This window comes from Pseudomonas sp. NPDC089996, assembly GCF_044748405.1.
Taxonomy (GTDB): domain Bacteria; phylum Pseudomonadota; class Gammaproteobacteria; order Pseudomonadales; family Pseudomonadaceae; genus Aquipseudomonas.
In genome coordinates this window covers 84,894-102,970 of record NZ_JBIVGA010000010.1, presented here as the reverse complement: position 1 = coordinate 102,970, position 18,077 = coordinate 84,894, and the positions used below count along the sequence as shown (strand labels likewise).

Below are 18,077 nucleotides of genomic sequence, written 5' to 3'. Positions count from 1 at the left end.
ACGCCCGCTGGTCAGCCCTGCGGAACAGCGCTGCCTGGTTCGGTCTCCATGGGTATACCAGCCTACGGAGGTCATGGTCATGATCGATCCAGCTACAGGTATGAAGGCAGGTGAGCGCTATGGCGTAGAAAACGTCGAACGCGCACACCAGTTCCCAGGCTTTTTTCTCGATGGCAAATACTACCTAGGCCCCGAGCTGCTCACAGCCGTAGGGTGGATGGAGGGCAAGCGCTTCATCTACGACAACCTGGATGCTGCTGGCGAACCCGTTTTCCCTGACCGCGCAGCAGGTGACATAGCAGACCTGACATTGACCTTGGTGGATGGCACTGCATTGAAGCTGTCCAGGCTGCAAGTCAGCGCCGCGCCTGAGGACGTCGAAGCAGCCGACCAACCGGATGTCGATGCAACGCGCAGCCCCAGCGCGGAGAAATCCGCCGAACCTCTGCTCGCGCCAGCCCCGGCACGGCGCTTGATGGCGGGTGCAGGCCTGACCCGTGAAGACAGAATACCGTTACTGTTCAGTGCCGCAGTCATCGGGTTTCTTGCCGGCCTAGTCCTCACCCAGGCACAACGCAGGCGCCGCTGAGCGTTCATGAGCGTTGGCTGCGTCAACCCTGCAGAGACCGAAGCACGCGCTGGATCTCGGTAACCACCTGGCGGGTGGCGTCCGCAACCGTTCCCTCATTGCGGCACAGCACCCACCCCTGCTCGGCCACCGCCCGTTCGAATGCTTCGGTGCAAGCTTCCTGCTCATCCAGCTTGTGCATCACCGTACTGCCCAGCCCACGCGAGCGTGCCGCCGCCCTCGCCCACGAGGTATCAGGCGTCGTGATCACCCCGACATGCAGGTCCGGCACTTGCACGTCACGCTCGTGGTTCATCCGCAGAATCTCGGCAAACGGCACTGTCCGGCGAAACGCCGCATCGGATGGGTACCAGCGATCGATCAGGATGATGCTGTCCGCAGGTTGCCTGGGCAGCACGTTGCGGGAAATCCAGGCGCGGCTATCGGCCAGGCGCGCACAGACCTTCAGCTCCAGCTCCCGGCAAGGTTTTCTCGCCAGCTGGTTGACGAGCGCCATGGTTTCCCCCCGGAAGGGATCGCTTTTCTTCTCGCACAGCCGGATCACCTTTCGGTTGTCTGCTCTCAAGGCTTTGGTAACAGCCTCAAGCAGCGTGGTCTTGCCGGTGCCCTTTGGGCCGTCTAGCGCAACAAATAGCGGACGATTCATTTTTCAGTACTGCTTGGCAGGTGCTCTGGATAGCGAGGCCAACATGATGCACCGAAAGCTGGCCACGGTCTCGTTTGTCGGCTTGGTGGTAGCCTGCAGGCTGGAGTACATTTGTACTCCGGCCGCATTTCGCCGTGCTGATGCTCAGATTTGCGCCTGGCCACCGTCCACGAACAACTCGGCACCGTTGACGAAGCTGGCATCCTCGCTGGCCAGGAAGACTGCCGCGTTGGCGATCTCGACCGGCTCCCCTACCCGCCCCAGCGGCACCTGAGCTGCCAGGTAATCCAGGAGGCCCTGCTGTTGCCCGGCATCCGGCCCCGCGAGGTCGACCAGCCCCGGGGTACGCGTGGCGCCTGGGCTGAGGGTATTGACCCTGACTCCGCGGTCCTTCAAATCCAGAATCCAGCTACGGGCGAAGGCCCGCACCGCTGCCTTGGACGCTGAGTACACGCTGAACGCTGCGGTGCCGGAGCTACCGGCCGTGGAGCCCGTGAGAATGACCGATGCGTTGCGCGCCAGCAGCGGCAGTGCTTTTTGCACGGTGAACAGCACGGCTTTGACGTTGCGGTCGAAGGTATCGTCATAGTGGGCTTCGGTGATGTCGCCCAATGGCAGCATCGAACCACCGCCCGCGTTGGCGAACAGCACATCCAGGCGGCCCTGCTCCCGAGCGATGCGGGCATACAGTGCGTCCAGTTGGTCCAGCCGGGTGGAGTCGACCGCAACACCGGTGGCATTGCCCACCAGCGCCACCGCCTTGTCCAGCTCCGCCTGGCGGCGCCCGGTGATGTAGACATGGGCGCCCTCCTCTGCAAAGCGCTTTGCCGTGGCCAGGCCGATACCAGTGGTGCCGCCAGTGACCAGTGCGATCTTGCCTTCGAGTTTCTTGCTCATGGTGTTTCTCCCGTCGAGGTAGTGAGTGGCTGTGGGGAGAAGCGTATCGACTGGCGAATCATTTCAAAATAGAATCATTTGAAAGCCATCATTGCAGAAATGAAATGCCAAGAATTCCGGATTTCGAAGGCCTGGCCATGTTCGCCAAAGTGGCCGAAGAAGGTTCTTACGCCGCAGCCTCCCGGGCCATGGGCGTTTCAGTGCCTACGGTGTCGCGCGCGGTAGCGCGTCTCGAAGAGCGCCTGGGTGCGCGCCTGTTCAACCGCACCTCGCGCCAGCTCTCGCTGACCGAGTTTGGCCAGCGGATGGTCGAGCAGGCCAGCGCGCTGTATCGCCAGGCCGAACAGATGGAAAGCGAGGCCCAGGAGTTGTCGGTGCAGCCACGCGGGCTGGTGCGGCTGGCCGCGCCGATGTCCTTTGGCTTGCGTTGGCTTGCTCCGCTGTTGCCCGAACTATTGGCACAATACCCGGCGTTGGAGCTGGACCTGCACTTATCCGACTCGAGCGTCGACCTGGTCGGCGAGGGCTTCGATGCGGCCTTGCGTATCGCGGCCCTGCCCGACTCATCGCTGGTGGCGCGGCGTATCTGTTCGGTCAGTCAGTTTCTGGTGGCCGCGCCGTCCTACCTTGCCCGCCACGGCCGCCCCACACACCCGCGCGAGCTGACTGGCCACGCCTGCATGAGCTACGCCTATCGCGCCCGCAGCCAGGTCTGGCGCTTCAGCCAGGACGACGGCGGCGAGCACGACGTGGCGCCACGCGGGCCGCTGCGCGTGACCAACTCGGATGCCCTGATCCCACCCTTGCTGGCGGGCATGGCGATTGCCGAGCTGCCGGAATTCATCGCCGCCGAGTACCTCGCCGACGGCCGTCTCGAACAGCTGCTGCCCGAATGGCGGATGACCCAGGGTGGGCTGTACTTCGTGACCCCGTCCGCGCGCACCCGGCCGCGCAAGGTCCAGGCATTGGCCGACTTCTTCGTCGAGCGGTTGTCGAACCCGCTGTGGCAAGTGCAGGTACCAGGCTAGCGTCCCAGGCTTCGAACCCGTCGGCGCCAGCATTGCATTGATGGCCTATTGCGGGACGTCACCCGGCAAGCCGCCCCTACCGACCCAGCAGCACAGGTATCCAGCGAACGCTTGATGGCATAGTGCCACTTGACGATAATTGCGCTTCTTTCAAGACACGCAAGGATTCGCCGTGAACAAGCTTTACCTGGTCGCCCCACTCGTCCTGTTGCTGCAAGGCTGTGGTGTGACAATGGCCCGCTACGAAGCCAACTACCAAAACGTCCAGCAGTTGAAGCACAACGCTCCCCTGCAAGCGGTGCGCGAAACGCAGGTGCAGGCCGATGCCGGACAAGGTTCGCTGATGGTGCGCCTGAACCCGATCTCGTCGCCTGCAGGCACTATTCCGCTGCATATTCAGGCCGCCATCAACGATGAACTTCGCCATGCAGGCCTGCTCGACCCTCGCGCTGACCGGCAGCTGCAGGTGCAATTGGTGAAGAGCCAGCTCAACTCCGGCGTGGCCAACGGCCATGGCGAGCTTGCGGCGCGTTTCACCCTGCGCCAGGGCGACGAGGTGCTCTACGAGTCGACCAAGGACGTTACACGTGACTGGGACAGCAGCTTCTTCGGGCCGATTGCCATCCCAACAGCGGCCAACAATTACAATCCCATGCTGCAGGCATTGCTGCAGTCGCTGTACAGCGATCCACTTTTTGTACAGGCGCTGAAGTAAGCAAGAAAAAAGAGCCGCGATTGCGGCTCTTCCTGTTCTGGTTCAAGCGCGTGGGAAGGGTGTTGCGTTAGCCGAATATTTCAAACGGTTGTTATCCACCCAGTTCTTCAACAAAGCGTTGACCTGGCGGTTGAAGGTATCGGTGACGGCCGCTTTCGGTGTATTGCCCACCAGCGGCAGGAACCAGATGCCCATCCAGGTATTGATTGCGTCGTGGTTCTGATTGGCGGCCAGCGATACGCCGTGCTCATCAAGAGTCTCCAGACTCATGGTGTACTGGTCGGTGGCAAGGGCGGGAATGACGGTGAAGGTCAGGCCACTGATGAAGGCCAGTACCAGTTGCCCGCCACTCGGGGCATGGTTGTAGACCTTGAGACGCAGGCTGTAGTCGCCTGGCTGCTTTTCGAATTCATCGAAAGTGACGCGGCCGAACAATCCTGACTCGTTGAAAGCACGCTTGAGTTCCGGCTTGAGCATGTCCCGGGCCTGTGGCATTTCATTGGCCCTGGTACTTCCAGGGTCACCCTGATAGAAGTCGAAGTCCACATAGACATTGGGTTTGTTGGAATAGCCTGTCATCGATGGCAGCTCGACCTGTGCCACCTCGTCCTTGGTGAAACTGGCGCAACCACCGAGGCTCACGACAAAGGCCAAACCTATAATTCTTGCAAATCGCATTTCGACGTCCTTGAAAATTGCAGGGCGCCCTTCGATCGAAAGGCGACCGGAATCTTAAGGAATCTTCAGTGATATCAAAAGGCCTTTATCGGGAAAAATCCGGGCCCTGCTAGCGCACCACTGCCAGCAGGCTCGCCGCATCGCTGACCTCGAACTTGCCTGGCGCTTCGACCGCTATGTGCTTGACCACACCGTCGTCGACCAGCATCGCATAGCGCTGCGAACGCCGGCCCAGGCCCCGCGCCGAGAGGTCCTGGATCAGGCCCAGCGCTTCGCTGAACTCGCCATTGCCGTCACCGATCATATTCACCGTATCGCCGACCTGCAGGCTATTGCCCCAGGCATTCATGACGAAGGCATCATTGACCGAAACGCAGAGTATCTTGTCGACACCTGCCGCGAACAGCGCCGGTGCCGCTTCGACATAACCTGGGACATGGCGCTCCGAGCAGGTGGGCGTGAAGGCGCCGGGCAAACCGAAGATCACCACTTTCTTTTGCCTGCAGCGCTCAACGATGGAAAATGCATTCGGCCCGATTGCACATGCGCCCTCACCGTTGCTGTATTCGTAGAGCGTGACATCGGGTAGTTGGTCGCCGGTCTTGATCATCGCTGTCTCCTGGGTAAGTCGATGGCTGAGCTTGCCATGATGCAGCATTCCATCAGAGTTGTGATTTATTGCGCCACGCCCACAAAACCCCACGCCCCCGAAGTCAGCCGCGCAACTGATACCAGGTAGTCTTCAACTGCGAGTACTTGTCGAACGAATGCAGCGACAGGTCGCGACCGAACCCGGACTGCTTGCCACCGCCAAACGGCACGGTCACATCCAGCGCATCGACCGTGTTGACCGATACCGTACCCGCCTTGAGCGCACGCGCCACCCGGTGCGCACGGTTCAGGTCATCGCTCCACACCGATGCCGCCAGGCCGAAGATGCTGTCATTGGCCAGGTGGATGGCCTCTGCCTCGGTATCGAACGCACTGACCGCCAGCACCGGCCCGAAGACCTCGTCACGCGCCAGGCTCATGCGGTTGTCGACGCCAGCGAAAATGGTCGGTTCGATGAAATTGTCCGAGCCACCGATGGTCAGGCGTTGCCCGCCACAGACCAGCCGGGCGCCCTCCTCGCTGGCCTGGCCGATGGCCCGGGCAATGCGCGTGGCCTGTTCGGCATCGACGATGGCGCCGGCACGGCTGGCCGGGTCCAGCGGGTTGCCTGGCAGCCACTGACGCGCCTTGGCCTGCAGGCGTTCGAGGAACTCGTCATGGATCGAACGCTGCACATACAGCCGCGAGTTGGCTGAACACACTTCACCCTGGTTGAAGAAGATGCCAAAGGCAGCCTTCTCGGCCGCCAGGTCCAGGTCCTGGCAGTCGGCGAACACCAGGTTCGGGCTTTTGCCGCCACACTCCAGCCACACCTGCTTGAGGTTGGACTGCGCCGAGTATTGCATGAAGTACTTGCCGACCTGGGTGGAACCTGTGAACACCAGGCAGTCGACGTCAGGGTGCAGACCCAGCGCCCGGCCCGCGGTTTCGCCAAGGCCTGGTACTACATTGAGCACGCCTTCAGGCAGGCCGGCCTCCAGTGCCAGCTCGGCCAGGCGCAAGGCCGAGAACGGCGATTGCTCGGCGGGCTTGAGCACCACGCTGTTGCCCGCCGCCAGCGCCGGAGCGAGTTTCCAGGCGGCCATGTCGAGCGGGAAATTCCACGGCACCACCGCGGCGACCACACCCAGCGCTTCGCGGGTGATGGTGGCCAAGGCATTGGCTGCCGTCGGTGCGACCTGGTCGTAGAGCTTGTCGAGCGCCTCGCCATACCAGGCGAACACGTGGGCCGAGCCCGGAACGTCGATGTTGTAGGCATCCATGACCGGCTTGCCCATGTTCAGCGAGTCCAGCAGCGCCAGTTCTTCACGGTGAGCCATGACCAGTTCGGCCAGGCGCAGCAGCACCTTCTTGCGCTCACCGGGCGCCATGCGTGGCCACGGCCCTTGCTCGAACGCCTTGCGCGCCGTACTGACGGCGAGGTCGACTTCAGCCTGGCCACACGCAGCGACCCGGGCGAGCACCTGGTTGGTGGCGGGGTTGATGGCATCGAACGTCGCACCGCTGGCGGCACCGACCTGGCGGGCGCCTATCCGGGCCATGTCTGGCAAGTACAGGCCTGCCGCGCGCTGTTGCCAGTATCCGAGATCGTACATACACACTCCTGACGACCGTCCGTGCGGTCCGCTTGTTATGGGGCTGGCGAACATTCTTGGCCCAGCCGCATACCTGGCGAAACCAGCTTTTTGCTGCCCCTTGCAGAGGAAAAAACTGCTCCCCCCAAAGGGTGATTCCGGCGCCTGCCGGAGTGTGGGAGCATTCGAGCCGCCCCACCTGAGACATTCCTCTGATCAGACTTCCTCACCAGTAGCGAGCCCGCTCGCCTGCTGCGGCTTCCTGCATCCCATTTCAGGAGTTAGCAATGCATACAACAACAACTACAGCCCAACCCCAGCATCCTGCGTCGCCAGCCAATACCACCGGCCGTTTTCGCAAGTCCATGGGCATGACCGCCCTGGTACTGTTCGGCCTCGCCTACATGGTCCCGCTCGCCGTCTTCACCACCTACGGGCTGGTCACCCAGATGACCAAGGGCCACCTGCCCATCGCCTACCTCCTCACCCTCGCCGCCATGCTGCTGACCGCTTACAGCTACGGGCGCATGGTCCAGGCCCATCCCTACTCCGGCTCTGTCTATACCTACACGCGCAAGGCCTTCGGCAGCCACTTCGGTTTCATCGCCGGCTGGACCCTGCTGCTCGACTACATCTTCCTGCCGCTGCTCAGCTACCTGCTGATCGGCATCTACATGTCCGAGTACTTCCCGGCCATCCATGCCTGGGTGTGGGTCGCCGGGTCGATCGCTCTGGTGACCTTCCTCAATCTGATCGGCATCGAGTCGATCACTCGGGTCAACTGGATCCTGGTGGTGGCTCAGCTGGTGTTCATCGTGGTGTTCGTCGCCCTGTCGGTACGCCATGTGAATGGCCAGGCCGCGCCGGTGTCGCTGCTGTCACCGTTCCACCACGAAGGCTTCAGCGTGCCGCTGATCATGACCGGGGCGGCGGTGCTGTGCCTGTCGTTCCTCGGCTTCGACGCGGTGTCGACCATGGCCGAGGAAACCAGCAACCCGACCAGGCGGATTCCGCAGGCGATCATGGCGGTATCGGTGATCGGTGGCCTGCTGTTCCTGGTGGTGTCGTACTGCGCGCAGCTGGTCTTCCCCGACTGGGCCAGCTTTGCCGACCCGGACTCGGCCTCGGTGGATGTCATGCGCCGCGTCGGCGGGGAAATGCTGGTGACGGCATTCACGGCCACCTATGTGGCCGGTTGCTTCGCATCGGCAATGGTGTCCCAGGCCAGCGTGTCGCGGGTGCTGTTCGCCATGGGCCGCGATGGCGCGCTGCCCAGGGTGTTTGGCCAGCTGGTGACGAAGAAACGCGTGCCGGCGACAGCGATCATGCTGGTCAGCCTGCTGTCGCTGGTGGCGCTGTTCATCACCCTGGACACCGTCGCCAACATGATCAGCTTCGGCGCCCTGTTCGCCTTCTCGGCAGTGAACCTTGCGGTGGTCAAGCACTACCTGGTGGACCAGCAGTTGCGAGGGATGCGCAACCGCTTGCTGTATGGCGTCATTCCAGCGCTCGGCTTCCTCAGCACGATCTGGCTGTGGACCAGCCTGTCTAGCATGTCTTTCACCATTGGTCTGAGCTGGATGGGCGTGGGCTTCATCTGCCTGCTGGGGTTGACCAGGGCGTTCCGGGTGAAGCTGCCGGAGTTGCAGATGGCCGAGTAGATCCACCCTCCCAAATGTTATGATCCCTCATTAAACGTTTCAGTATGTTTCAATGAGTTTGAAAAGGGACCGTAATGTCTGTTCAGGAATTACCGCCGCTCGCCGTTTCAAAAGGTGACGTCGGCAAGATGGAAGCTGCCATGGCGCTGGGCAGCTTCGCCATCGGCACCGGCGAATTCGCCATCATGGGCCTGATGCCCGACATCGCCAGCAACCTGCACTTGAGCGAGCCGCAAGTCGGCCACGCCATCAGCGCCTACGCGCTGGGTGTGGTGGTCGGCGCCCCGACCTTGGCCATCCTGGGTGCCAGGCTGCTGCGCAAGCACATGCTGCTGTTGCTCATGGCGCTGTATGCCATCGGTAACCTGGCCACCGCCTTCGCACCGTCTTTTACCAGCATGGTTGCCTTCCGCTTCATCAGCGGTTTGCCCCATGGCGCCTATTTCGGTATCGCCGCCGTGGTGGCGTCGAGCATGGTGCCCGCCAACCAGCGCGCAGGTGCCGTGGCCAGGGTGATGATGGGCCTGACCCTGGCGATGCTGCTAGGCAACCCGGTGGCGACCTTCCTCGGCCAGTTCTTCGGCTGGCGTTCGGCATTCCTCCTGGTCGGCGCCATCGCCCTGTGCACCATCGCGCTGGTCTGGCGTTACGTACCGCAGCGCCATGATGAGCCGCGCAGCGACCCGCGCAAGGAGCTGCAGGCCTTTACCTTGCCGCAGGTGTGGATGGCGCTGGGCATTGCAGCGATCGGCTTTGCCGGCATGTTCTGCGTGTTCAGCTACCTGGCACCGACCATGCTGCAAGTGACCCAGGTGGCACCCGAGTGGATCCCCTTCGGCCTGGCCGCATTCGGCGCTGGCGGCATCATCGGCAACATCGCCGGCGGCAAGCTGTTCGACCGCCTGCAGTTCCGCGCTGTAGGCATCGTTCTGGTGTGGTCGGCGGCCGTGCTGCTGTTCTTCAGCTTCGCCGCCCACGCGCTGTGGTCGGTGCTGCTGGGGATCGGCCTGGTCGGTACCATGATCGCCCTGGCCGCGCCGTTGCAGATCCGCCTGATGGACATCGCCCATGAGGCGCCGAGCCTGGCGGCGGCGTCGAACCATGCCGCCTTCAACCTGGCCAACGCCTTGGGGCCGTGGTTTGGTGGAATGGCCATCAGCGCCGGCTTGGGCTGGACCAGTACCGGCTATATCGGTGCTGCAACGGCACTGGCGGGGTTGCTGATCTACCTGGTGGCCCGCCGCATGAAAGGCGGGCACTGATCCTCTGACCGACCTCGTCGCGGGCTTGCCACGACGAGGTCGGTGCTAGCGCTGGGCAACGCCCAGCAAGCGCTCCAGCGAGACCCTGGTCGATGGCGTCAGCTCCTCCCTCGCACTGCCGTGCAATGCCTTGCCCACCATATACAACGCCGTGATGCTGTGCGGCGGCAGATACCCCTCGTTGCTCCACGCATGCAGCTGATAGGCAAAGAAGGCCGTCGCCTGGGGTTTGTTGGCCACCATGTCTTCGATGCGCGCCAATAGCGTCTCCGAAAGATCATCACGCTCGCAAGCTGCCGGGTTTTCCGACAGCGCTTTATTTATCCGGGCGAACAGTTCGCCCGCCTGCGGGCACAGCACCTGCATGGCGCAGGTCCTCAACTGCTGTTGTGGCGTAAACGTCAGCGGCATTTTTCTGGCACTCCCACCGTCCGAAAGAGATAGTTCGTTAGGGTGGGAGTGTCGTGATGTCGAAAAAGTGGCACCTCCGGGAAAATAAATTTTCCCAGGGGTTTTGTGTTGGGTGCCCAGAGCCTGCCTTGAAGTCATAGATCAAGCGCCGTCCCCGCGGACGGCTCCATGCGCTTACCGACTTGGCGCCCGGTCAGTGCACCGCCCAGCCACGGCTCATCGCCCGGTACTTGCGCGGTGGCATGGCGAAGAAATTGTGAAAGCGTCGGTAGAAGTACGAGAAGCTGGTGAACCCGCTGGCGATGGCAATCTCCGACATCGGCTTGTCGGTGTGCTGAAGCAACTGGCGCGCATGCCCCAGGCGCAGCTCCAGGTAAAAAGTCAGCGGCGTCGACTGCACATGCTGGCGGAATGAGCGCTCCAGCTGGCGGCGCGACAATTTCACATGCCTGGCGATCTCGTCGATGGCGATCGGCTCTTCGATGTTGCTGCTCATCAACTCGATCGCTTCGTTCAGGTTATGCGGCAAGCCGACCCGGAACGGCGGCGCCACCTTGGGCAGCGCCGCCACGGGCTTGTCGGCGGCAACGATCTGCTCCACGCCGTCGAGCAGGCGCTTGCCGTAACGGCCGGCAAGCAGCTCCAGCATCATCTCCAGCGCACTGCTGGCACCCGCGCAGCTCAGGCGCTGGCGGTCCAGTACGTGGCCGACGCGGCTGACCCGCACAGCCGGGAACAGCTCGCTCATCAGCGCTCGCCCTTCGACATGGAAGGCGCAGTCATGATCGTCGAGCAAGCCCGCCTCGGCGAGGAAATACGCGCCATTCCACAAACCGCCGAGCAGGCAGCCATGCCGGTCGGCCTCGCGCAGTTTGCCGCGCAGGCGCGGATTGCGCTTGAGCGGCACCCTGAAACCGCCACAGACGAACAGAAAGTCCAGGCTGCGCGCCTCGAGTTCGGCAAGGGTCTGGTCGACGGCGATGACGATGCCCGAATCGCTGCGCACCTGCGCGCCGTCCCCGACCATCACGAACTCGAACAGCGGCTTGGCACTGACCTGGTTGGCGGCGGCCAGGGTGTCCATGGCACTGGTCAGCGTCATCATCGAGAATTGCTCCAGCAATACGAACCCCACCCGGCGCAACGCCGCGCCGGTGGCGAAGCGATGGTCAGGCGCCAGATGGGCGAAATTGCGGTTTCTCAGGTGACTGGCGGCTGACTGGCTCATCGTTATGCTCTGCGTGGGGGTTAGTTGCTGGCCTGCATCGCGGCGGCACGCGCCGCCTGCAACCAGCCATCGAAGGCTTGGCGGTGCGCGGCGATCCATTGCTTGGTATGGCGCTGAACGTCGGCATATGACTTCTCGCCGTGCTGCATCTTCAGGTTCTGCGCGCTCTCGTCGGCCGCCGGGATCTGCATCAGCGACAGGAACTTCACGGCTGCCGGGTTCTTTTCGGCGAAGTCGCGGTTGATCACGGCCTCGATCTTGTCCAGGGCGAAACCGAGGTTCTTGCCCTGGTACAGGGTGTCGACACTGTTGTCGCCGCCCGGCAGGTCGGTTTTCGGCACCTCCAGCCAGACCACATCGCGCCCCTCTACCAGCACGCCGGCTACCCACTGCGGCATCCAGGTGTAATAGAACACCGGCTTGCCTTCCTTGAAGCGGGTGATGGTGTCGGCCATCAAGGCAAAGTACGAACCCTGGTTGACGTGGATGCTGTTCTCCAGGTCGTAGGCCTTCATCTGGTGGGCGATCACCAGCTCGCAGCCCCAGCCCGGGTTGCAGCCGGTCATGTCGGCCTTGCCGTCGCCGTCGGTATCGAACAGCTTGGCGATCTCCGGCTTCTTCAGGTCGGTGATGTACTTGATGTGGTGCTGGTCGGCGGTCTTTTTGTCTATCAGGTAGCCCTGCAGCACGCCGGGCAGGATGTCGCCAACCTTGATCATGTTCTGGTCGCCGCCGGCCTTCTGATAGAAGCTGGCGTGCAGCTTGTCCCACAGGTTGACGCTGAAATCAGCATCGCCGTAGCCGACCGCCAGGATCATCGTGGCGTATTCGGTTTCCTTGGGTTTCTGCACGTTGTAGCCCAGCTCGCGCAGGCCCTCCAGGGCGACTTCGCCGCGGAAGCGCTCTTCATCCACAGTGGGGAATGCCGGGGTGATCTTCACCCCTTCGCCCGGTTTGTCGGCCGAGGCGCTGGCATGCAGGCAGGCCAGGCCCAGCGCTACCGCGCAGGTGGCGTGCAGGAAACGGCGGGGGAACTTGAACTCGGACATCGTCGCGTACCTTTTTCTGGTTGTTGTTTGGGGATGCGGCAGATAGAACGGGGTTAAGTCAGGCGGTCTTGCGCCGCCCCTGGGGTTGCGCCGCACCGAACAGGCGCATGACCACGCCCACTGGCCCGGTGTGGTACCAGCGCAGGCTCGGGTCGGCGCTGCTGCGCGCGCCCATGGCCTGGGTCAGGCGGTCGAGGAAGATCGCCAGCAGCACCAGGCCGACGCCACCGACGGTCGCCAGGCCCATGTCCAGGCGGCCGATGCCGCGCAACACCATCTGGCCCAGGCCGCCCACCGAGATCATCGAGGCGATCACCACCATCGACAGCGACAGCATCAGGGTCTGGTTGAGGCCGGCCATGATGGTCGAGGTGGCCAGCGGCAATTGCACGCGGGTCAACATCTGCCGTGGCGTGCAGCCAAAGGCGCGGGCGGCTTCGATCTTGTCTTCCGGGACCTGGCGGATGCCGAGGTTGGTCAGACGCACCAGCGGCGGCAAGGCGAAGACGATGGTCACCAGTACACCCGGTACGTTACCGATACCGAACAGCATCACCACCGGCACCAGGTAAACGAACGCCGGCAGGGTCTGCATGGCGTCGAGCAATGGCCGGATGACGCTTTCCAGGCGGTTGCTGCGGGCGCAGACAATGCCCAGCGGAATGCCGATCACCGCGCAGAAGAACACCGACGTCAGCACCAGCGCCAAGGTGGTCATCGACTCGGACCAGACCCCGATCAGGCCGAGCAAGGTCAAGGTGATGAAGCACAACAGCGCCATGCGCTTGCCCGCCAGCTGCCAACCGAGCAGCGACGAGAGAATGATGCCGATGGTGGGCGGGATGCTCTGCAAGGTGAACTCGATGCCGTTGAGCACCTGGTCGATCGGCCAGCGAATGGCGCGGAACACCTCGCGAAAATGCTGTACGAGGAAGTTGAGGGTTGCGGTGACCCAATCCCCCAGGGGGATGACGGCCGCCTGGAACGGGTCGAGCAGACTGAATTCGGACACGGGGCCTTACCTCTTGTTCTTTTAGTGGCGGCTCACGGACTGCAACGGCGCGTTTTTCGCCAGCACCGAACACTGGCAGCGGCTGTTGAAGCTCTTGAAGAAGCTGCGCACGTAATCGTTCGCCGGTTGGTTGATCAGCTCTTGCGGGGTGCCGATCTGCACCACCCGCCCGCCTTCCATGATCGCGATGCGGTGGCCGATGCGGATGGCTTCTTCGATGTCGTGGGAAATGAAGATGATGGTGCGCTGCTGCTCGGCCTGCAGGCGCATCAGCTCGCCCTGCATCTCGCTGCGGATCAGCGGGTCGAGGGCGGAGAACGCCTCGTCCATCAGCAGGATCGTCGGGTCGTTGGCCAACGCCCGGGCCAGGCCCACGCGCTGCTGCATACCGCCGGAAAGCTGGTGGGGGTAGCTGTTCTCGTGGCCGGCCAGGCCCACCTGGCTCAGCGCTTCACGGGCACGGCTGTGGCGCTCGGCCTCGGGCACGCCGGCAATCTCCAGGCCGAACGCGGTGTTTGCCAGCACGCTCATGTGCGGCATCAGGGCGAAGGACTGGAACACCATGCCCATTTCCTTGCGGCGCACGTCGAGCAGGGCCTTGTCGGAGAGCCCGGTGATTTCCTTGCCGTTGAGGTGGATGCTGCCGGAGGTGGGTTCGATCAGGCGGTTGAACAGCCGCACCATGGTCGACTTGCCCGAACCGGACAGCCCCATGATGACGAAGATCTCGCCACGCTTGACGGAAAAGCTTGCATCGAACACACCGACGACATGGCCGGTCTTGCTGAAGATTTCGTGCTTGTCGGCACCGTTGCGCAGCATCTCCATGGCCATGTCCGGGTTATTGCCGAACACTTTGAAGATATGGTTTACCGAGAGTATTTCATCGCCTTGGTACATATGACCCTCATTATTATATTTATGACCAATTACGGGTGGCAGCGCAGCGATACTTCGATACGCACCTGGATTGGCAGGCGGCCCGCAACGGCGAGCGAGGCAAACTTCTTTTTTGCAATGTAACGCGACACCGGGCGGGCGCATTGTATATCTGTGTCAATTTGTATTATAAAGCCCCGCCGTTGCCGCCCCGTCACGCCCCGGCATCCTATTTATTGTCATGGCTGTAATATCCGCAGCCCTTGGCCCTGCTCATCATCTGGCTCAGGGGCGCCCTGCCCGTGCGCTCCATACAACAACAAGATTCGGACGATCATGAACAACCTATCAGGCGCCCAGAAACACAAGGGCTACCGACGGATCATTCCGTCGATGACTGCCTTGCTGCAGTTCGAGGCCGTGGCCCGGCTCAACAGCTTCACCCTGGCCGCCATCGAGCTGGGCGTGACCCAGGCGGCGGTCAGCAAACAGGTCAAGGTGCTCGAAGAAAACCTTGGCGCACTGTTGTTCCACCGTGCGCACCGCAACATCAGCCTGACCGATGCCGGCGACATCCTGTTCGCCAGCATTTCCGAGTCATTGCAACGGGTGGCCAGTGCATTTGACCAGATCAATCAGGGCTGCAACCGCCAGGAAATCGTGTTGGGCTCGACCGCGCCCTTTTCGCAGTTGCGCATCATGCCGCGGCTGAATCAGCTTGCCAGCACCCTGCCGCAAGTGCAGTTGCGCCTGGCCACGCAGATGTTCACCGGCGACCTGCGCACCCGCAACTGCGACCTCGACGTGCGTTTTGGCGATGGCCAATGGGACGATGGTGAGGCCACCTTGCTGTTCGACGAAGAAGTCTTCCCGGTGTGCTCGCCCGCCTGGCTGGCGCGCAACCCAATGCCCACCAGCCTGGAAGAACTGGCTGGGGCCGGGTTGCTGGATGCGGACTCCACCTCCGAGGGCTGGGTCGCCTGGCCGAGCTGGTTCCGCGAGAAAGGCGGCGCCCCTGGCGCACTGCAATACAACCTGCGCTGCAGCCTGTACACCGATGCCATCAACGCGGCACTGCAGGGTTATGGCATCGCCCTGGGTTGGGGCCGGCTGGTCGAGCACTTGCTGGCCAGTGGCGCACTGGTTCGCCTGCAACCCTTCTCGGTGCGCACGGAACAGGCCTACTACCTGGTAGCACCCTATGGACGGCCAAAAAGCCCGCACATGGCGGCGCTGGTGCAATGGCTTCAACGCGGCAGTATTTGAATAACCTGAAGTAATGCAAAGCGGAAAATTAAGCGCATTGACGCTCTAGCGGGGCACTTTGATAATCGCCGCCAGTCGTTTGGTATTTCAAGAATAAGAGTGCCCGAGGTCAACTATGAGCCGCCCGATAATCAAATCCCACCGCGAACTTGTTGAATCACGTCAACCCGGTTTCGGCATGAATGGCGAGTTGTACAGCCGCCAGGATATCTTCGAAACGGATATGGATATCTTCTTCAACAAACACTGGATCCAGGTTGCCGTTACTGCGGATGTCGACGAGCCGGGCGATGTCTTCACCGTGGACATCGGCAAGGCCTCGGTGCTGATTCTGCGCGACGATGACGAACAGATCCGCGCCTACCGCAACGTCTGCCGCCACCGTGGTGCACGCCTGAAAGAACCCGGCAAGTCCACCGTCGGCATGCTGGTCTGCCCCTACCACCAATGGACCTACGACCTGGATGGCAGCCTCAAGCACGCCAGCCATATGGGCAAGGGCTTCGACCCCAAGTGCCGCAGCCTGATCCCGGTGCACTGCAAGGTGATCGGCAGCCACGTGCTGATCTGCCTGGCCGACAACCCGCCGGAGGACATCAACGACCTCGAAGAGGTCATGGGCCCGCGCTTGGCTCCCTTCGACCTGACCAACACCCGCATCGCCTTTGAGCTCGACTACATCGAGAACGGCAACTGGAAGCTGGTGATGGAAAACAACCGCGAGTGCTACCACTGCGCCGGTACCCACCCGGAGCTGATCGTCTCGTACCAGTCCGAAGACCTCGGCGTCAGCCTGGAAGAAATGAGCGAAGAAGCCCGCGCCTCCTACGATGCCTACCAGATCCGCAAGGCCGGCATCGAGGCCGACTGGGCCAGCGACGGCCTGCTGTATGAAACTGTCGAGCACCTGCAGGACAGCTCGCCCACGCAGTTCCGCACCCAGCGCATGATCATTGCCGGCAGCGGCGAATCGCAGACCCTCGACACCAAGGTCGCCTGCAGCAAGCTGCTGGGCAACCTGACCCGTCGCGACCTCGGTGATACCCACCTGTGGGGCAACAACGCCTGGGCCCACGTGATGAGCGACCACGCCATGATCAGCTGGATCATCCCGTTGTCGCCGGACAGCACCCTGGTGCGTACCAAGTGGCTGGTGCACCGTGACGCCGTGGAAGGGGTCGACTACGACCTGCAGCGCCTGACTGAAGTCTGGGTCGCCACCACGCAGCAGGACGCGGCGCTGGTAGCCATCACCCACAGTGGCACCCAGGACCCGGCGTTCGTCCCCGGCCCCTACTCCACCTTCACCGAGCCCTACGTCGACCAGTTTGCCCGCTGGTACACCTCGCGCCTCGCCGCGCACGGAGTGTGAGGCCATGAGCATGCTCCAGAACATCGCCACGAACATCGCCAGCCTGCGCGCCGACCAGCGCTTCGCCGACACCGACCACTGGGCCGCCCACGGCGCCCAGTGGCCCAGCGGCGAAAGCCAGCGCATCGAATGCCTGAGCGTCGTCAACGAGACCCACGACGTCAAGACCTTCACCTTCCACAGCCCGAGCTACCACGCCCTGGCCTACGAACCCGGCCAGTTCCTCACCGTGTCGCCGGTGATCGACGGCAGCGGCGTATCGCGCTGCTACACCTTGTCGTCCACGCCGACCCGACCGTTCACCTTTTCGATCACGGTCAAGCGGGTGCCGGGCGGTGTAGTGTCCAACTGGCTGCACGACAACCTGCAGCCGGGCAGCGCCATTGCGGCCTCCGGCCCGGCGGGCATCTTCACCCCGGTGGCCGGCCCGGCGCGCAAGCTGCTGTATTTGTCTGCCGGCTCCGGCATCACCCCGCTGATGGCCATGACCCGCGCCGCCGCCGACCTGCACGCGGACCTCGACATCGTCTTCGTGCACAGTGCGCGCACACCCAAGGACATCATCTTCCGCGACGAACTGGCCCGCCTGGCGCGCAGCATGCCGCGCCTGCGTACGCTGTTCTTCTGTGAAAGCCTGGGTGACGAGCCGGACTGGGACGGGCCGCTCGGGCGCCTGTCGCTCGACGTGCTGCAGCAGCAGATTCCCGACTTCATGGAACGCGCGGTGTTCACCTGCGGGCCCAAAGGTTACATGGAGGCCGCCAGGGGCCTGCTGGCCGGTGCCGGCTTCGACCTGGCGCGCTATCACCAGGAAAGCTTCGACATCAGTGCCGAAGTGCAACCTGAGCCCGAACCCGCCGCACCCGACCAGGCCCTGGGCACCTTCACCGTGCGCCTGGCCCGTTCCGGCAAGACCTTCACCATGGGCGCCGACCAGACGGTACTGGCCGCAGCCAAGAAAGCCGGTGCAGTTGTCCCCTCCTCCTGCAGCCAGGGCGTGTGCGGCACCTGCAAGACGGCTGTGCTCGAAGGCAGCGTGAACATGAATCACAACGGCGGCATCCGCCAGCGCGAGATCGACAAGGGCCTGCGCCTGCTGTGCTGCAGCCGCCCCACTTCGGATCTTGTCATCGACCTGTGAAGCGCATTCCCCGTAGCACCCGCGACGCAGCCAGGCGGGCCGTTCGAGCCCGCCTGC

17 protein-coding genes and 1 pseudogene are annotated in these 18,077 nt (G+C 62.9%); 8 read left to right on the top strand and 10 right to left on the bottom strand.

The features are described from left to right. Positions 1-79: 79 nt before the first annotated feature. Positions 80-355: pseudogene (locus tag ACIPW4_RS18520) on the top strand (short-chain dehydrogenase); the annotation flags it as partial. A 256-nt stretch (positions 356-611) separates the two neighbouring features. Here ACIPW4_RS18520 and ACIPW4_RS18515 read toward each other — a convergent pair. Both ACIPW4_RS18515 and ACIPW4_RS18510 read right to left on the bottom strand, forming a co-directional pair. Continuing rightward, entirely contained in the window at positions 612-1,235 is a 624-nt protein-coding gene (locus tag ACIPW4_RS18515; RefSeq protein WP_400660392.1) for a dTMP kinase, read from the bottom strand. A 144-nt stretch (positions 1,236-1,379) separates the two neighbouring features. Next, positions 1,380-2,132, bottom strand: coding sequence for an SDR family NAD(P)-dependent oxidoreductase (locus tag ACIPW4_RS18510; protein ID WP_400660390.1), 753 nt, complete (start codon positions 2,130-2,132; stop codon positions 1,380-1,382). A gap of 104 nt (positions 2,133-2,236) precedes the next feature. Here ACIPW4_RS18510 and ACIPW4_RS18505 point away from each other — a divergent pair, with 104 nt between their 5' ends. Together ACIPW4_RS18505 and ACIPW4_RS18500 are read left to right on the top strand one after the other, a co-directional pair. Then, entirely contained in the window at positions 2,237-3,160 is a 924-nt protein-coding gene (locus ACIPW4_RS18505; RefSeq protein ID WP_400660389.1) for a LysR family transcriptional regulator, read from the top strand. A 172-nt stretch (positions 3,161-3,332) separates the two neighbouring features. Then, entirely contained in the window at positions 3,333-3,875 is a 543-nt protein-coding gene (locus ACIPW4_RS18500; protein WP_400660388.1) for a hypothetical protein, read from the top strand. Between the two features lie 42 nt (positions 3,876-3,917). Here the strand turns inward: ACIPW4_RS18500 and ACIPW4_RS18495 are convergent, their stop codons facing one another. From ACIPW4_RS18495 to ACIPW4_RS18485, 3 genes are all read right to left on the bottom strand, one after another. Next, positions 3,918-4,553 carry a hypothetical protein gene (locus tag ACIPW4_RS18495; protein WP_400660386.1) on the bottom strand — a complete coding sequence of 212 codons (636 nt, stop codon included), beginning with the start codon at positions 4,551-4,553 and terminating at the stop codon, positions 3,918-3,920. Between the two features lie 109 nt (positions 4,554-4,662). Next, positions 4,663-5,163, bottom strand: coding sequence for a peroxiredoxin (locus tag ACIPW4_RS18490; protein ID WP_400660384.1), 501 nt, complete (start codon positions 5,161-5,163; stop codon positions 4,663-4,665). A 103-nt stretch (positions 5,164-5,266) separates the two neighbouring features. Beyond that, on the bottom strand, positions 5,267-6,760 hold the full coding sequence (locus ACIPW4_RS18485) for an aldehyde dehydrogenase (protein WP_400660382.1): 1,494 nt from the start codon (positions 6,758-6,760) through the stop codon (positions 5,267-5,269). 266 nt (positions 6,761-7,026) lie between these two features. Between ACIPW4_RS18485 and ACIPW4_RS18480 the strand changes: the two genes are divergently transcribed. Continuing rightward, entirely contained in the window at positions 7,027-8,400 is a 1,374-nt protein-coding gene (locus ACIPW4_RS18480) for an APC family permease (RefSeq protein WP_400660381.1), read from the top strand. Positions 8,401-8,474: 74 nt separating this feature from the next. Then, complete coding sequence (locus ACIPW4_RS18475; RefSeq protein ID WP_400660379.1) at positions 8,475-9,662, top strand: MFS transporter; 1,188 nt, start codon at positions 8,475-8,477, stop codon at positions 9,660-9,662. A gap of 45 nt (positions 9,663-9,707) precedes the next feature. Here the strand turns inward: ACIPW4_RS18475 and ACIPW4_RS18470 are convergent, their stop codons facing one another. The 5 genes from ACIPW4_RS18470 to ACIPW4_RS18450 all read right to left on the bottom strand — a co-directional run bounded on the left by ACIPW4_RS18470 (position 9,708) and on the right by ACIPW4_RS18450 (position 14,262). Further along, positions 9,708-10,073: a hypothetical protein gene (locus ACIPW4_RS18470; protein ID WP_400660377.1), complete on the bottom strand. Its 366-nt coding sequence runs from the start codon at positions 10,071-10,073 to the stop codon at positions 9,708-9,710. Between the two features lie 193 nt (positions 10,074-10,266). After that, positions 10,267-11,301 (bottom strand): GlxA family transcriptional regulator, encoded by a 1,035-nt coding sequence (locus ACIPW4_RS18465; RefSeq protein ID WP_400660376.1) that lies wholly within the window; start codon positions 11,299-11,301, stop codon positions 10,267-10,269. Between the two features lie 20 nt (positions 11,302-11,321). Beyond that, positions 11,322-12,350, bottom strand: coding sequence for a glycine betaine/L-proline ABC transporter substrate-binding protein ProX (gene proX, locus ACIPW4_RS18460; protein ID WP_400660375.1), 1,029 nt, complete (start codon positions 12,348-12,350; stop codon positions 11,322-11,324). A 58-nt stretch (positions 12,351-12,408) separates the two neighbouring features. After that, entirely contained in the window at positions 12,409-13,362 is a 954-nt protein-coding gene (gene proW / locus ACIPW4_RS18455) for a glycine betaine/L-proline ABC transporter permease ProW (protein ID WP_400660373.1), read from the bottom strand. A 21-nt stretch (positions 13,363-13,383) separates the two neighbouring features. Further along, the gene (locus tag ACIPW4_RS18450) at positions 13,384-14,262 is read right to left on the bottom strand and encodes a glycine betaine/L-proline ABC transporter ATP-binding protein (protein ID WP_400660371.1); all 879 of its coding nucleotides are present in this window, start codon (positions 14,260-14,262) and stop codon (positions 13,384-13,386) included. 315 nt (positions 14,263-14,577) lie between these two features. Here ACIPW4_RS18450 and ACIPW4_RS18445 point away from each other — a divergent pair, with 315 nt between their 5' ends. From ACIPW4_RS18445 to ACIPW4_RS18435, 3 genes are all read left to right on the top strand, one after another. Further along, a complete protein-coding gene (locus ACIPW4_RS18445) occupies positions 14,578-15,507 on the top strand; it encodes a LysR substrate-binding domain-containing protein (RefSeq protein WP_400660370.1) in 930 nt (309 codons plus the stop codon). 115 nt (positions 15,508-15,622) lie between these two features. After that, on the top strand, positions 15,623-16,879 hold the full coding sequence (locus tag ACIPW4_RS18440; protein ID WP_400660368.1) for an SRPBCC family protein: 1,257 nt from the start codon (positions 15,623-15,625) through the stop codon (positions 16,877-16,879). 4 nt (positions 16,880-16,883) lie between these two features. Then, positions 16,884-18,020 carry an FAD-binding oxidoreductase gene (locus ACIPW4_RS18435; RefSeq protein ID WP_400660366.1) on the top strand — a complete coding sequence of 379 codons (1,137 nt, stop codon included), beginning with the start codon at positions 16,884-16,886 and terminating at the stop codon, positions 18,018-18,020. The last annotated feature ends 57 nt before the right edge of the window (positions 18,021-18,077 follow it).

Bases quoted from the DNA above. Each gene is read 5' to 3' on its own strand.
- ACIPW4_RS18470 (WP_400660377.1), bottom strand. From the start codon at position 10,073: ATGCCGCTGACGTTTACGCCACAACAGCAGTTGAGGACCTGCGCCATG.
- ACIPW4_RS18490 (WP_400660384.1), bottom strand. From the start codon at position 5,163: ATGATCAAGACCGGCGACCAACTACCCGATGTCACGCTCTACGAATAC.
- ACIPW4_RS18505 (WP_400660389.1), top strand. From the start codon at position 2,237: ATGCCAAGAATTCCGGATTTCGAAGGCCTGGCCATGTTCGCCAAAGTG.
- ACIPW4_RS18435 (WP_400660366.1), top strand. From the start codon at position 16,884: ATGAGCATGCTCCAGAACATCGCCACGAACATCGCCAGCCTGCGCGCC.
- ACIPW4_RS18450 (WP_400660371.1), bottom strand. From the start codon at position 14,262: ATGTACCAAGGCGATGAAATACTCTCGGTAAACCATATCTTCAAAGTG.
- ACIPW4_RS18445 (WP_400660370.1), top strand. From the start codon at position 14,578: ATGAACAACCTATCAGGCGCCCAGAAACACAAGGGCTACCGACGGATC.
- ACIPW4_RS18465 (WP_400660376.1), bottom strand. From the start codon at position 11,301: ATGAGCCAGTCAGCCGCCAGTCACCTGAGAAACCGCAATTTCGCCCAT.
- ACIPW4_RS18515 (WP_400660392.1), bottom strand. From the start codon at position 1,235: ATGAATCGTCCGCTATTTGTTGCGCTAGACGGCCCAAAGGGCACCGGC.
- proX (WP_400660375.1), bottom strand. From the start codon at position 12,350: ATGTCCGAGTTCAAGTTCCCCCGCCGTTTCCTGCACGCCACCTGCGCG.
- ACIPW4_RS18510 (WP_400660390.1), bottom strand. From the start codon at position 2,132: ATGAGCAAGAAACTCGAAGGCAAGATCGCACTGGTCACTGGCGGCACC.
- ACIPW4_RS18495 (WP_400660386.1), bottom strand. From the start codon at position 4,553: ATGCGATTTGCAAGAATTATAGGTTTGGCCTTTGTCGTGAGCCTCGGT.
- ACIPW4_RS18475 (WP_400660379.1), top strand. From the start codon at position 8,475: ATGTCTGTTCAGGAATTACCGCCGCTCGCCGTTTCAAAAGGTGACGTC.
- ACIPW4_RS18440 (WP_400660368.1), top strand. From the start codon at position 15,623: ATGAGCCGCCCGATAATCAAATCCCACCGCGAACTTGTTGAATCACGT.
- ACIPW4_RS18480 (WP_400660381.1), top strand. From the start codon at position 7,027: ATGCATACAACAACAACTACAGCCCAACCCCAGCATCCTGCGTCGCCA.
- ACIPW4_RS18485 (WP_400660382.1), bottom strand. From the start codon at position 6,760: ATGTACGATCTCGGATACTGGCAACAGCGCGCGGCAGGCCTGTACTTG.